The sequence below is a fragment of the Comamonas sp. GB3 AK4-5 genome (assembly GCF_041320665.1).
Lineage (GTDB): Bacteria > Pseudomonadota > Gammaproteobacteria > Burkholderiales > Burkholderiaceae_C > Comamonas.
The window spans coordinates 3,495,323-3,507,991 of the sequence record NZ_CP166730.1; the positions used below are offsets into that span (position 1 = coordinate 3,495,323).

A 12,669-nucleotide genomic window follows, 5' to 3' on the forward strand; every position below is an offset into this window, starting at 1 on the left:
CACAGCTTGCATCCCGGCGCAAGCTGCGCCCCATCGACGCAAACCTATCCCGATTACGCTTCAACGCGCCGTAGAGACTTTGAACACGCTCTTCGCACGCCCTAGCTGCGCCGCCGCAGCCAGCGCCCACCAAACTGGTTCACCACCATGCCCAGCAGCACGCCCACCGTGCCCAGCCATTGCAGGCCCGTGGGCAACTCGCCCAGCAGCAGCATGGCCGACAACAGCCCAATCACCGGCACCAGCAGCGACAGCGGTGCCACCGTGCTGGCCGCATAACGCTGCAACAACCGCGTCCACAGGCCATAGCCCAGCAAGGTGGACAGCAAGGCCAGATAGGCCACCACCGCCAGCTCGCGCAGCCCAAAGGCCTGCAGTTGCTGCAGCATTGACTCCGCCCCCTCCACCCACCAGGACAGCGCAAACAAGGGCAGGATGGGGAACAGGCTGGTCCACACAATGAAGGACACCGGCTCATACGGCCCCTGCCGGGCCGCCACACGCGTGAGCAGATTGGAGCCCGCCCACATGGCTGCGGCCCCCACGGTGAGCACAAAGCCCGCCAGGCTCATCTCGGTGGCGCCATCGCCATGGGCCGCCCCAATCAGCACCAGGCCGGCGATGGCAATCGTCAGCCCCATCCACTGCCAGCGCTGGGGTTTTTCGCCCAGCAGGGCAGCAGCCATCAGCATGGTGATGAAGGCCTGGGTCTGCAACACCACCGAAGCCATGCCCGCCGGCATGCCCAGCTGCATGCCCGTGAACAACAGACCGAACTGGCCCACGCCCTGCACCAAACCATAGGCGGCCAACAGCCCCCAGGACAGATTCTTGGGCGGGCGCACAAACAGCAAAAACGGCAGCGATGCCGCCATGAAACGCAGCGCGCACAGCAGCAGCGGCGACACCGTGGCCAGGCCCCACTTCATGACCACAAAATTCAGCCCCCAGACCACAATGACCACAAGGGCACTGAGCCAGTCGGTGCGGGACATGCCATGGGCAGAAGAAGAGGCAGCAATCATGGATGGAGTAGTGGTCAAGGCCAAAGCAGCCCGCCAGTATGACCTGTGCCGCGGCTCGCTGCAGTCGCAGCCAGCACTCGGCGATATAAGCATTTCAGCCCGCAAATGCAGAGCCTATCAGCCACTACAGCTATCAATAAAAAAGCAGCCCGCAGGCTGCTTTTTTGAATAACGAGAATTTCAGAGAGCGTGCCCACAGGTGTGGCAGGCATAGCGCCTCAACTCAACAAGGCCCACGCCGCACAAAACTGGCACGGCCTACGTCAGAGGCACCGCGCAAGGGCCGCCCCGCCGCGCTGGTGCCGTCCCCCTGCCCGCGAGCGCAGCGACGCGAGAGCGGGGGGAAGGCGCAAAGCGCCTCAGGGGGGTGTCGCAATCAACTCCCCGCAACTTTCATCTTGTTGATGAGGATGGAGCCCACGGTCTTGGCACCGTAGTTGTAGGCATCGGCGCCAATGGCCTCAATGCCCATGTACATGTCCTTGAGGTTGCCGGCGATGGTGATTTCCTGCACCGGGAAGGCGATCTTGCCGTTCTCCACCCAGAAGCCGCTGGCCCCGCGCGAATAGTCGCCGGTCACATAGTTCACGCCCTGGCCCATCAGCTCGATCACAAACAGGCCGGTGCCCAGCTTTTGCAGCATGGCGTCCAGGTTGTCGCCGGCGCGGGTCAGGCGCGAGGTGAGTGTGAGGTTGTGCGAACCACCGGCATTGCCCGTGGTCTTCATGCCCAGCTTGCGGGCCGAGTAGCTGGAGAGGAAATAACCCTCCACCCGACCGGCATCCACCACCTTGCGCTGGCGCACCTTCACGCCCTCGTCGTCATAGGGCGAGCTGCCCTTGCCCCGCAGGATGAAGGGGTCTTCCTCGATGTCGATGTGCTTGGGGAACACCTTCTTGCCCAGCGAGTCCAGCAAAAAGCTGCTCTTGCGATAAAGCGTGCCGCCGCTCACGGCCTGGACAAAGCCCCCCAGCAGGCCGGAGGCCAGCGAGGACTCGAACAGCACCGGGCATTCGGTGGTCGGGATCTTGCGGCTGCCCAGGCGGGACAGGGCGCGCTGCGCAGCGTAGCGGCCCACGGCCTCGGGCGATGCCAGCTCCTTGGCGTCGCGCATGGAGCTGTACCAGTAGTCGCGCTGCATCTCGCCATGCTTGCCGGGCAGCGAGGCAATCGGCGCCACCGACAGGCTGTGGCGCGAGCTGGCATAGCCCCCACGGAAACCACGGGTGTGGGCGCTGAAGAAATGGCTTTGCTGGGCCGAGACGCTGGCGCCTTCGCTGTTGGTGATGCGCTTGTGCGTGGCCAGGGCCGCGGCCTCGCATTCCAGGGCCAGGCGTGCGGCCTCTTCGCTGCTCACATCCCAGGGGAAGAACAGGTCCAGGTCGCGGTGCGTGGCTTCGGGAGCGATGTCATCGGCATCGGGCAGGCCGGCCGTAGGGTCTTCGGCGGTGAAGCGGGCAATATCGTAGGCGGCTTGCACGGTGCGTTTGACCGCCTCTTCCGAGAAGTCCGAGGTGCTGGCATTGCCGCGGCGCTGGCCGACGTAGACCGTCACGCCCAGCGACTTGTCGCGGTTGCGTTCCACGGTCTCCAGCTCGCCTTTGCGTACGCTAACGCTCAGGCCGCAGCCTTCCGAGGCGTCGGCCCCGGCATCGGTGGCGCCCAGCTTCTTGGCATGGGCCAGGGCCTGGTCAACCAAACCTTCAAAAAATTCACGGCGATAGCTGAAACCGGAATCGGCCTGCACGGCGGTGGAGCTTGTGGCGCTGGAGCGGGGTTTTTTCATAGCGGCGGATATGATAGCCGCCACTGCAGCGCGCCCTGCGCTGCCAAGACAATTGCCCCCTCACCATGTCACGCAAACCCACCAAGGGCTACTTCGTGCGAGGCAAGTTCGTCGCCGAAGGCAGCGAACTCGACCTTGAACTGAAGGCCGAACTCAAAGGCACTTGGGACTCCACCAAGACCGACCTCAAGCGCGAAAGCGATGCCCTCCAGGATCTGGGCAAGGAATTGCTCACGCTGCGCCGCGGCCTGCTGGAGCGCCTGCAGCTTCCCGACAAGCTCACCGACGCCCTGCAAGAAGCCCTGCGCATCACCAACTTTGAAGGCAAGCGCCGTCAGATGCAGTTCATCGGCAAGCTGATGCGCAAGCTCGACGAGCAGCAGATTGCCGCCGTCAAGGATGCGCTCAACGAACAACGCACCGGCGCCAGCATCGTCAAGCAGCAAACGCAAATTGCCGAGCTGTGGCGCGACCGCCTGATCGCCAGCGACGACAACCTGGGCCCGTGGATGGACCAGTTCCCGGCCACCGACACCCAGCAGATCCGCGCGCTGATGCGCCAGGCCCGCAAGGACGACGCCACGGCCCAGGCCAAGGCTGCCGAGGCCGAAGCCAAGGGCCAGACACCGCCACCCGCCACCAAGGGCCGCGCCTACCGCGAGCTGTTCCAGCTGGTGCGCCTGCACATCACCGGTGACGAAGCCGACGGGACCGAGGCCGACGCCGCCCCCGAAGATGACGATGCATGAGCTGCCCCCGGCCGAGCCGGTGAAGATCGGCATTGTCTCCATCAGCGACCGCGCCAGCAGCGGCGTGTATGAGGACAAGGGCCTGCCCGCGCTGCAGGACTGGCTCACGCGTGCCCTGCACAACCCCATCCACTTCGAGGCACGGCTGATTCCCGACGACCAGACGGGCATCAGCCAGACCCTGGTGGAGCTGGTAGATGCGGGCTGCTACCTGGTGCTGACCACGGGCGGCACCGGCCCGGCGCTGCGCGATGTCACACCCGAGGCCACGCTGGCCGTGGCCGACAAGGTCATGCCCGGCTTTGGCGAGCAAATGCGCCAGATCAGCCTGACCTTTGTGCCCACAGCGATTCTGTCGCGCCAGGTGGCCGTGGTGCGGGGCAGCAGCCTCATCATCAATCTCCCGGGCCAGCCCAAGGCGATTGCCGAAACCCTGGAAGGTCTGAAGGCCGCCGACGGCCAGCAGCAGGTGCATGGCATTTTTGCCGCCGTGCCCTATTGCATAGACCTGATCGGCGGGCCCTATCTGGAAACCCGGGACACGGTATGCAAGGCTTTCCGCCCCAAGACCGCACAAAGACCTGCACGAGGCTGAGCGCTCGCCACATATCCACAGGGCCGCAAGGCCCTGTTGTTTTTTGAGGCCTGCGCTCTGCCCCTGCCGGCCATGTGCTGCACAGCCGCCGCCCCGATCCAGAACGGTGCCCAACCACAGCATTGCAAAAATCCATAGCACTTACTGCGCTTGCAAGCTGCATCTTGCAGTCAAATCTATTGGAAACCCAGGCTGCGCCAGCGCAGCGTGCTCCACTATCTACGGAGCATCCACGGCTGCGCCCATTGGGAATTTCCCCTGCGCAGCGGCCCGGTAGGCAGCCGTAAAGCACCGTGCCAGCATGTATCAGCGAACCAAACAACGACCTGATCCACAACATTTCTGGAGGAAATTCGCATGCGGCAGCACCCCACCCCCTTGGCTTTGGCAATCGGCGCACTGGCATTGAGCCTGGGCAGCGCACAGGCTCAGTTCAAGGAGCCGGCCACCGTCAAGATCGGCTTCATCACCGACATGTCCAGCCTCTACGCCGATGTGGAGGGCAAGCATGGCGCCACCGCCATCCAGATGGCCATCGACGACTTCGGCGGCAAGGTGCTGGGCAAGCCCATCGAGCTTATGACGGCCGACCACCAGAACAAGGCCGACATTGCCGCCAGCAAGGCCCGCGAATGGATTGACCAGCAAGACATCAGCCTGGTGTTTGGCGGCACCAACAGCGCCACCGCCCTGGCCATGGCGCAGGTGGCTGCCGAGAAAAAACGCATTTTTGTCGACAACGGCGCCGGCAGCTCGGCCCTGACCAATGAGCAGTGCACGCCCTATACCGTGCACTACGCCTTTGACACCGTGGCCCTGGCCAAGGGCACGGGCAAGGCCGTGGTGGAAGCCGGCGGCAAGAGCTGGTTCTTCCTCACCGCCGACTACGCCTTCGGCCATGCGCTGGAGGCCGACACCTCCAAAATCGTGCAGGCCAACGGCGGCAAGGTGGTGGGCGCGGTCAAGACCCCGCTGAACGCCAGCGACTTCTCCAGCTTCATGCTGCAGGCCCAAAACAGCAAGGCCCAGATCCTGGGCCTTGCCAATGCCGGAGGCGACACCGTCAACTCCATCAAGGCGGCCAAGGAATTCGGTGTCACCAAAACCATGAAGCTGGCCGGCCTGCTGGTGTTCTTCAGCGACATCCACAGCCTGGGCGTGAAGAACACCGAGGGCATGCAGTTCACCGCGCCCTGGTACTGGGACATGAACGCCGAGTCGCGCAAGTTCGCCGACAAATTCATGGCCAAGACCAAGCGCCGCCCCAGCGAAATCCAGGCTGCCGACTACTCCGCCACCATGACCTGGCTGCAGGCCGTGCAACGCGCCGGCACGCTGGAGGCCGACAAGGTCATGGCCGAATGGAAGAGCAAGCCCATCAAGGACTTCTTCGGCGAAGGCATGATCCGCCCCGACGGCCGCTACGCCCACGATATGTATTTGATGGAAGTGAAGTCTCCCGCCGAATCCAAGGGCACCTGGGACTACTACAAAATCGTCAAAAAGCTGCCGGCCGACCAAGTGTGGACCACCAAGGCCGAAAGCAAGTGCCAGTACTGGAAGTAAGGCCAGACAGGCTGGCCCGCTGCAGCGCGGGCCACAAGCCTAGGACTTGAAGCCCAGCACTGCACCGGCCAGCCCCTCACCCCACCCTCTCCCCAAAGGGGCGAGGGAGAAAAACCAGGGGGCCCAGCACATACAACAAGCGCCCCCATGCCAGGGCACCGCGCAAAGATCTACGCCGGCCACGCCGCAGCAAAAGAGCCCCACAGCCTATGAAACTGGCGCACCCCATGCCAGGGCACCGCGCAAGGACCGCCCCGCCGTGCCGGTGCCATCTCCCTCCGGCGAAGCCAGAGAGGGGAAAGACGCGAAGCGGCTCAGGGGGAGCTTCTGTCCTTCAAAACGAATGCGCAATCCCCGCATAAAACCCGCTCTGCGCACCACCAGCGACCGGGGCTGCACCTTCTGTGACGATGCCGAAATCAGCCCCCCCTTTGTTCGCCACCCTGCCCACACTGGCATACAGCAAGGTGCGCTTGGACAGGCTGTACTCGGTTCCCAGCATGAACAAATTGGCCGATCCACCGCCGTTGTTCAGCTTTGTGCGGTAGGCCGCAGCGATCAGAGCCAGCGGCGTGCTCGGCTGGTAGCGCGCGCCAAGCCAGTAATGCGTGGCCTTGTCGGAGCCACTCGTTACATCGGGGGCCGAAAGTTTTTCATAGGCTGCAAACAGCTTGGCCGGCCCCAGCGTTGCGGTCCCCCCCAGCACCATGTGCTTGGAGGTGGTGTACAGATCGCTGTACCGGCCATTGGCATCCCGCACCACGTCGTAGATGAGGCGCAGCTCCACGCCAGACGTGGCGTAGGTCAAGGCAATGGCATCCTTGCGCGAGGCGGTGTTCGAGCCTGCCTGCTCGCCCAGGCTGGTCAGCACAAAGCCGCTGAAACCACCCAGATTCGGGGTCTCGTAATAAATCATATTGCTATGGCCGATCCAGTTTCGACCCTTGACCAAGGTGGCTGAGCCCATGGTCTGCTGGCCTGCGGGGTCCAGGGCCCACACGGCATCGGAGACCGGTATTTCCCGGCCCAGCTTGAGCACCCCCATGCTGCCTTTCAGGCCCACGGTGGAGCGACGGTTGAAAGACAGCCCCTCGTTGCCGGCACCTGCCCCACCCTTGGGGGCATTGAATCCGCCCTCAAGTTGGAACAAGACCGAGAGCCCACCCCCCAAATCCTCCACGCCCTTGAACCCCCAGAAGCTGGTTCCCCACTCATTGCCGGCCGCGCGCCAGACATTGCCGGTCGTTTGTGTACTGGAGTCATAAATATTGGACTGGTAGGCCACGCCGGACACCACGCGCCCATAAGCCGTGACCGAACTTTGTGCGTGGACCAGACTGGCCGCGCCAGCCAGTGCCACCACGGAAAACCCTTTGAGTAACTGCTTCGTCATTGCCATCTCGATCTCCTTGCTTGGAATACGTATGGATGAACCTTTCGGAAGCAGCCACACGTCCCCCATCAAGGGCCCGGCTTGGCAACCCAGCGCACTCCCCTGCCAGCACAGACGGCAAGACCAGGCAATGCAACAGCGTATCCGGGGACGGTATCTGCGACTATCAAGGCTTGCATGTACACAGAAGCACCCAGTCTCCCGCTGAGTACCTAGAGGGGAAGCTCGCTGCATTGGCGCCCATTTTTCGCTTGGGAGCGTCCATGGCCCGGGCTGCAAAGCAAAGCCCGCAGGCCCCTTCTTCACTCGATGGAAGCCCCCCGGCATGCAAGCACCAACCACGGCATGTCCATCGTATATGTCCCCCTTTTTGCCGAGCCATTCCCCTGTGCCCATCCCGGCAATGAACACCTTGTAACCACGCCTGCGGAATCACGGAAATTCAATTTTTATCGCGCTCCAAACAGCTGCCAGCCCCCCCCCAATCAAGGCTCAGCGCGCCATGGATGCTCCTGGACAAAGGGCTTGACCTAGCCTCAGCCCGCCGCAAAAACAGTGCTCATAGACCAAGCCTGCATGCGCAAAACCAACAGTGGCCCCGCAAAAAAGGCCTGTTGCCGTGGTGGCGCCGCAAGAACTGGCCATCCGCCCCATCGCACACATCCATAGAGCTCTTTCCATCAGGCTCGGTATCCTGTGACAAATGCTGGCCAATGCCAGGGCACTGCGTCCTCTCCCGCGCAGCGCAGAGAAAAACGCATTGACACACTGACGCCGCTGCAGCGGCGCCCCATCGACTCGAACCCATCCCGATTGCGCTCCAACGCAGCTGCATAGGAACCGCTGTTTTTTACATCCAATCTCCATCCTGGCTGCAACGCCTGCACATCGATCCATGCCAGAGTGCTAAGTTCGAACATTTGGCGAAGCGCTGGGCAGGGAGTTTTGACTCTGCAGCGGCATACGCAGCAGGGAAAGCATGAAGTTCAAGCGCAAGTCGACCGTAGCCGCCGTGATCGGCGCCTGCCTGGTCGCAGGCATCGCGGTGTGGCAGCTCAAGGCCACCGCCCCCATCCAATACACCACCGCTGCCGTCACCGTCGGTGACCTGGAGCAGACGGTGCTGGCCGTAGGCCGCCTGCATGCCAAGGAGCTGGTCTCGGTCGGTGCCCAGGTGTCGGGCCAGGTCCAGCGCCTGCATGTGGAGCTGGGCCAGAAGGTCAAGGCTGGCGACCTGATTGCCGAAGTCGATGCCCAGCCCCAGCGCATCAAGCTGCGCAATGCCGAGGCCTCGGTGACGGCCTTGCAGGCCCAGTTGACTGCGCGCCGCGCCGCACTGGTCCAGGCCCAGCTGAGCTTCCAGCGCCAGCAGGAGCTGATACAGGCCGATGCCACCTCGCGTGCCGACCACGAGGCCGCCAAGGCGGCGCTGGACACGGCCCAGGCAGAGATCCTCGCCCTGCAGGCACAGATCGAGCAGGCCTACACCCAGGTCGAAACCGAGCGCATCAACCTGGGCTACACACGCATCGTCGCGCCCATGGACGGCGTCATCGTGGCCGTGGTCACCAAGCAGGGGCAGACGCTGAATTCCTTTCAGACCACGCCCACCATCGCTCTGCTGGCCAAGCTCGATGTGATGACCGTGCACGCGGAGGTTGCCGAGGCCGATATCGACAAAATACAGCTCGGCCAAGCCGTGTGGTTCACCACTTTGGGCAGCGGCCGCCAGCGGCATGAGGCCAAGATAGAGCGCATAGAGCCGGCCCCCACCTCCATCGTCAACGACGCTGGCGGTGCCGCGGCAGCCACCGCCACACCGACCGCCAAGGCCATTTACTACAACGCCCAGTTCGACGTGCCCAACCCCGAGGGCCGACTGCGCCCGTCCATGACCGCCCAGGTCACAGTGCGGGTGGCCCAGGCCGACAAGGCGGTACTGGTCCCCGCCGCCGCGTTGGGCGCACGCAGCGCCGACGGCGACAGCTATGCGGTGCGGGTGCTTGAGGGCCAGGGCAAGCTTGCCGAGCGCCAGGTGCGCCTGGGCCTGCGCACCAATGCCCAGGCCCAGGTGCTGTCGGGCCTGGCGCCGGGCGAGCAGGTGGTGATCGGAGAGACCGGCCACGCCACCACTGCCGCAGCCGAAGGACTGTGAGCATGGGCCAGCCATTGCTGCAGATGCAGGGCCTGCGCCGGGAATTCCCTGCCGGCGACACCACCGTGGCGGTGCTCAAGGACATCCACCTGGAGATCGAGGCCGGCGAGATGGTGGCCATCGTCGGGGCCTCGGGTTCGGGCAAGTCCACGCTGATGAACATCCTGGGCTGCCTGGACCGGCCAACCTCGGGCAGCTACCGCATCGCCGGCCGCGAAACCGGCGAGCTGGACCCCGACGCCCTGGCCGCGCTGCGGCGCGAGCATTTCGGCTTTATCTTCCAGCGCTACCACCTGCTGTCCGACCTGACGGCCCAGGGCAATGTGGAGCTGCCCTCCGTCTACGCGGGGACTTCGGTTGCCGACCGCCATGCACGCTCGGCCGCACTGCTGCAGCGCCTGGGCCTGGAAGACCGCATGCAGCACCGACCGGGCCAGCTCTCGGGCGGCCAGCAACAGCGCGTGTCCATTGCCCGCGCGCTCATGAATGGCGGCGCGGTCATTCTGGCCGACGAGCCCACGGGCGCACTGGACAAGGCCAGCGGCGAGCAGGTCATGCGCATATTGCAGGAGTTACATGCCGGCGGGCACACCATCATCTTGGTGACCCACGATATGTCGGTCGCGGCCCATGCCTCGCGCGTGATCGAGATCAGCGACGGCGCCATCATCGCGGACCGGCGCACCGCGCCGCTAACACCTCAGGCCGCCCTGCTGCCTGCCACCCAGGGCCGCGCGGCCTCCTGGCGCGTGTGGGCCGATCGTTTTGGCGAGGCCTTGCGCATGGCGCTCAGGGCCATGAACGCCCACCGCCTGCGCACTTTTTTGACCATGTTGGGCATCATCATCGGCATCTCGGCCGTGGTGTCCGTGGTGGCGCTAGGGCGAGGTGCGCAGCAGCAGGTCATGAACCAGATCAGCGAGCTGGGCACCAACACCCTGGACATTTTCCCGGGCAAGGATTTTGGCGATACACGTGCAGCGGCCATAGAGACCTTGGTCGCCGCCGACGCCCAGGCCCTGGCCGAGCAGCCCTATGTGGACAGTGCCACACCCAGTGTGTCGGTCAACATCACGGCGCTGTATCAGGAAAACGCAGCATCCGCCCAGGTCACCGGCGTGGGTGCCGAGCATTTCCGGGTGCGCGGACTGCGCCTGGCCTCCGGGCGCTTTTTTGACCAGCGCGACATGGACCTGCATGCCCAGGTGGCCGTGATCGACCAGAAGACCGCCTCCGCCCTGTTCCCGGGCCACCCCAGCCCGCTGGGTGAAATCGTGCTGCTGGGCCAGATGCCGGTAGAAATCGTGGGCGTGCTGCGGCCCGCGCAAAACAGCTTCGGCGGCTCCACGCCCACCTTCTTCGTGCCCTACTCTGCGGCCGCCACGCGCCTGGTCGGCAAATACCACCTGGACAGTATCACCTTGCGCATCAAGGACGCGGTGCCGGCCGAGGTCGCGCAAAAGGCTGCCACGGCCTTGCTGACCGAGCGCCACGGCGGCAAGGACTTCTTTGTCTGGAACTCCGACCAGATCCGCCAGACCATCACGCGCACCAGCAACACGCTGACGCTGCTGGTCTCGGCCATCGCCATGATTGCGCTGTTGGTAGGCGGCATCGGTGTGATGAACATCATGCTGGTCTCGGTGACCGAGCGCACACGGGAGATCGGCGTGCGCATGGCCATAGGCGCGCGCCAGTCGGACATCTTGCAGCAGTTCCTGATCGAGTCCGTGCTGGTCTGCATCGTCGGCGGCGTTCTGGGCATCTCCCTGGCGCTGGGCCTGGGGCTGCTCGTCAGCCTGGCGGGCGCCCCCATCCAGCTGTCGTTCTCGACCACCTCCATCGCACTGGCCGTGGCCTGTTCCTCGCTAATAGGGATCAGCTTTGGCTTTCTGCCGGCACGCAGCGCCGCACGCCTTGATCCCGTACAAGCCCTGTCCAGAGATTGAACATGCATGTTTTGAAAACCGGTTGGATCGTAAGTGCCCTGGCCCTGGCGGGCTGTGGCGCACTCACGCGCACCACGTACGAGGCACCACAGGTGCTGTTGCCCGCGCAGTTCGCGCACGCGCCTTCCGTCACTGCCCAGCCGGTGACAGATGCCTGGTGGCATGCCTTGGGCGACCCACGCCTCAACGCCTGGATGGACCTGGCCCTGGAGCGCAACACCGACCTCGCCGCAGCAGGCCTGCGCGTGCGCCGCGCCGCACTGCAGGCCCAGCTGGCCGGCCACGCCCTGCTGCCCCAGCCTGGCGCCACAGCTAGCACCGGTGCCAGCCGGCCGTTGTCAGGCAGCCCGCGCAGCACCACAGAGAACGCCAGCGCATCGCTGAGCGTGGGCTGGGAGCTGGACCTGTTCGACCGCCTGGGTGCACAGCGCGATGCCGCCAGCTTTGAGGCCCAGGCCAGCCTGCAGGACAAGCAGGCAGTGACCCTGACCCTCACCACCACCACGGCCGGCCTGTACTGGCAGCTGGCCCAGGCCAATGAGCGCCTGGAATCCGCCAGCCACAGCCTGGCCTATGCGCGCCGCACGACCGAGCTGGTCCAGGCCCAGTACCGCAGCGGCGCGGTCTCCAGCCTGGCGCTGCGCGAGGCCCGCCAATCGCAGGCCCAGCAAGAGGTCTTCTGGAGCCAGTATGTCCAGGCCCGTGCCGAGCTGCGTCAGGCCCTGACCGAGCTGTTCAGCGGTGCGGACGCCCCCGGCGGCGAGCCGCTGGCCTTGCCCTTGACCCCTCTGCCCTCCGTAGAGGCCGGCCTGCCCGCCGAGCTGCTGGGCCGGCGCCCGGACCTGCGCGCCGCCGAGCTGCGCCTGCGCGCCTCGCTGGCCAGCAGTGACGCCGCCGCCGCGCGCTACTACCCCACGCTGTCACTGACCGGCAGCCTGGGCGGCTCCAGCAGCGCCTTGCTCCAGCTGCTCAGCAACCCCGTGGCAGCGCTGGGCGCCAATATGACGCTGCCCTTTCTCAATGTGGGCGAGATGCGGCTGAACACCGCCATTGCACGCACCCAGCATGAGGAAGCCGTGGTCAACTTTCGCAAGCTGCTGTACACCGCACTGGCCGAGACGGAAAAAGCGCTGTCGGCACGCACCCAGTTGCAGGAGCAGGAGCAGGCACAGCAGCGCTCGCTGCAGGAATCTGTAGCAATCACCCGGCTGTACGCGGCACGCTACCGCGCCGGTCAGGTCCCGCTGCGTGCCTGGCTCGATGCCCAGGAACGCCAGCGCACGGCCGAACTGGCCCTGTCCGCATTGCACCTGCAACAGCTGCAAAACCAGCTGACGCTGTACAAGGTGCTGGGCGGCGGTCTGGAATCAGCAACGCTGCCAGAACAAAGCCAGGACCTGAGCATGCGCTCCCGCTCCGCTGAGATCCCAGCCAGGGCTACCTAGAATGCA

At 64.8% G+C, this 12,669-nt stretch carries 9 protein-coding genes; 6 read left to right on the forward strand and 3 right to left on the reverse strand.

Annotation, left to right across the window (positions count from 1 at the left end; all coding sequences use genetic code 11):
• Positions 1–101: 101 nt before the first annotated feature.
• On the reverse strand, positions 102–1,025 hold the full coding sequence (locus ACA027_RS15830; protein ID WP_370679159.1) for an EamA family transporter: 924 nt from the start codon (positions 1,023–1,025) through the stop codon (positions 102–104).
• A gap of 376 nt (positions 1,026–1,401) precedes the next feature.
• Positions 1,402–2,811 (reverse strand): metalloprotease PmbA, encoded by a 1,410-nt coding sequence (gene pmbA / locus ACA027_RS15835; RefSeq protein ID WP_370679160.1) that lies wholly within the window; start codon positions 2,809–2,811, stop codon positions 1,402–1,404.
• A 65-nt stretch (positions 2,812–2,876) separates the two neighbouring features.
• Between pmbA and yjgA the strand changes: the two genes are divergently transcribed.
• From yjgA to ACA027_RS15850, 3 genes are all read left to right on the forward strand, one after another.
• On the forward strand, positions 2,877–3,560 hold the full coding sequence (gene yjgA / locus ACA027_RS15840; protein ID WP_370679161.1) for a ribosome biogenesis factor YjgA: 684 nt from the start codon (positions 2,877–2,879) through the stop codon (positions 3,558–3,560).
• A complete protein-coding gene (mog, locus tag ACA027_RS15845; protein WP_370679162.1) occupies positions 3,553–4,155 on the forward strand; it encodes a molybdopterin adenylyltransferase in 603 nt (200 codons plus the stop codon). The genes yjgA and mog overlap by 8 nt, the downstream gene beginning before the upstream one ends.
• A gap of 357 nt (positions 4,156–4,512) precedes the next feature.
• Positions 4,513–5,721, forward strand: coding sequence for an ABC transporter substrate-binding protein (locus ACA027_RS15850; RefSeq protein ID WP_370679163.1), 1,209 nt, complete (start codon positions 4,513–4,515; stop codon positions 5,719–5,721).
• A gap of 334 nt (positions 5,722–6,055) precedes the next feature.
• Here the strand turns inward: ACA027_RS15850 and ACA027_RS15855 are convergent, their stop codons facing one another.
• Positions 6,056–7,114 (reverse strand): porin, encoded by a 1,059-nt coding sequence (locus ACA027_RS15855; RefSeq protein WP_370682604.1) that lies wholly within the window; start codon positions 7,112–7,114, stop codon positions 6,056–6,058.
• Positions 7,115–8,093: 979 nt separating this feature from the next.
• Here ACA027_RS15855 and ACA027_RS15860 point away from each other — a divergent pair.
• Genes ACA027_RS15860 through ACA027_RS15870 form a run of 3 tightly spaced genes read left to right on the forward strand, consistent with a single transcriptional unit; the run spans position 8,094 to position 12,663 of the window.
• A complete protein-coding gene (locus tag ACA027_RS15860) occupies positions 8,094–9,269 on the forward strand; it encodes an efflux RND transporter periplasmic adaptor subunit (RefSeq protein WP_370679164.1) in 1,176 nt (391 codons plus the stop codon).
• Positions 9,270–9,271: 2 nt separating this feature from the next.
• The gene (locus tag ACA027_RS15865; RefSeq protein ID WP_370679165.1) at positions 9,272–11,218 is read left to right on the forward strand and encodes a MacB family efflux pump subunit; all 1,947 of its coding nucleotides are present in this window, start codon (positions 9,272–9,274) and stop codon (positions 11,216–11,218) included.
• A 2-nt stretch (positions 11,219–11,220) separates the two neighbouring features.
• Positions 11,221–12,663 carry an efflux transporter outer membrane subunit gene (locus ACA027_RS15870; RefSeq protein WP_370679166.1) on the forward strand — a complete coding sequence of 481 codons (1,443 nt, stop codon included), beginning with the start codon at positions 11,221–11,223 and terminating at the stop codon, positions 12,661–12,663.
• Positions 12,664–12,669 lie beyond the last annotated feature (6 nt).

What these genes read in the sequence shown, in the direction of transcription:
- ACA027_RS15830 (WP_370679159.1), bottom strand. Translation starts at nt 1,025, where the DNA reads ATGATTGCTGCCTCTTCTTCTGCCCATGGCATGTCCCGCACCGACTGG.
- pmbA (WP_370679160.1), bottom strand. Translation starts at nt 2,811, where the DNA reads ATGAAAAAACCCCGCTCCAGCGCCACAAGCTCCACCGCCGTGCAGGCC.
- yjgA (WP_370679161.1), top strand. Translation starts at nt 2,877, where the DNA reads ATGTCACGCAAACCCACCAAGGGCTACTTCGTGCGAGGCAAGTTCGTC.
- mog (WP_370679162.1), top strand. Translation starts at nt 3,553, where the DNA reads ATGCATGAGCTGCCCCCGGCCGAGCCGGTGAAGATCGGCATTGTCTCC.
- ACA027_RS15850 (WP_370679163.1), top strand. Translation starts at nt 4,513, where the DNA reads ATGCGGCAGCACCCCACCCCCTTGGCTTTGGCAATCGGCGCACTGGCA.
- ACA027_RS15855 (WP_370682604.1), bottom strand. Translation starts at nt 7,114, where the DNA reads ATGACGAAGCAGTTACTCAAAGGGTTTTCCGTGGTGGCACTGGCTGGC.
- ACA027_RS15860 (WP_370679164.1), top strand. Translation starts at nt 8,094, where the DNA reads ATGAAGTTCAAGCGCAAGTCGACCGTAGCCGCCGTGATCGGCGCCTGC.
- ACA027_RS15865 (WP_370679165.1), top strand. Translation starts at nt 9,272, where the DNA reads ATGGGCCAGCCATTGCTGCAGATGCAGGGCCTGCGCCGGGAATTCCCT.
- ACA027_RS15870 (WP_370679166.1), top strand. Translation starts at nt 11,221, where the DNA reads ATGCATGTTTTGAAAACCGGTTGGATCGTAAGTGCCCTGGCCCTGGCG.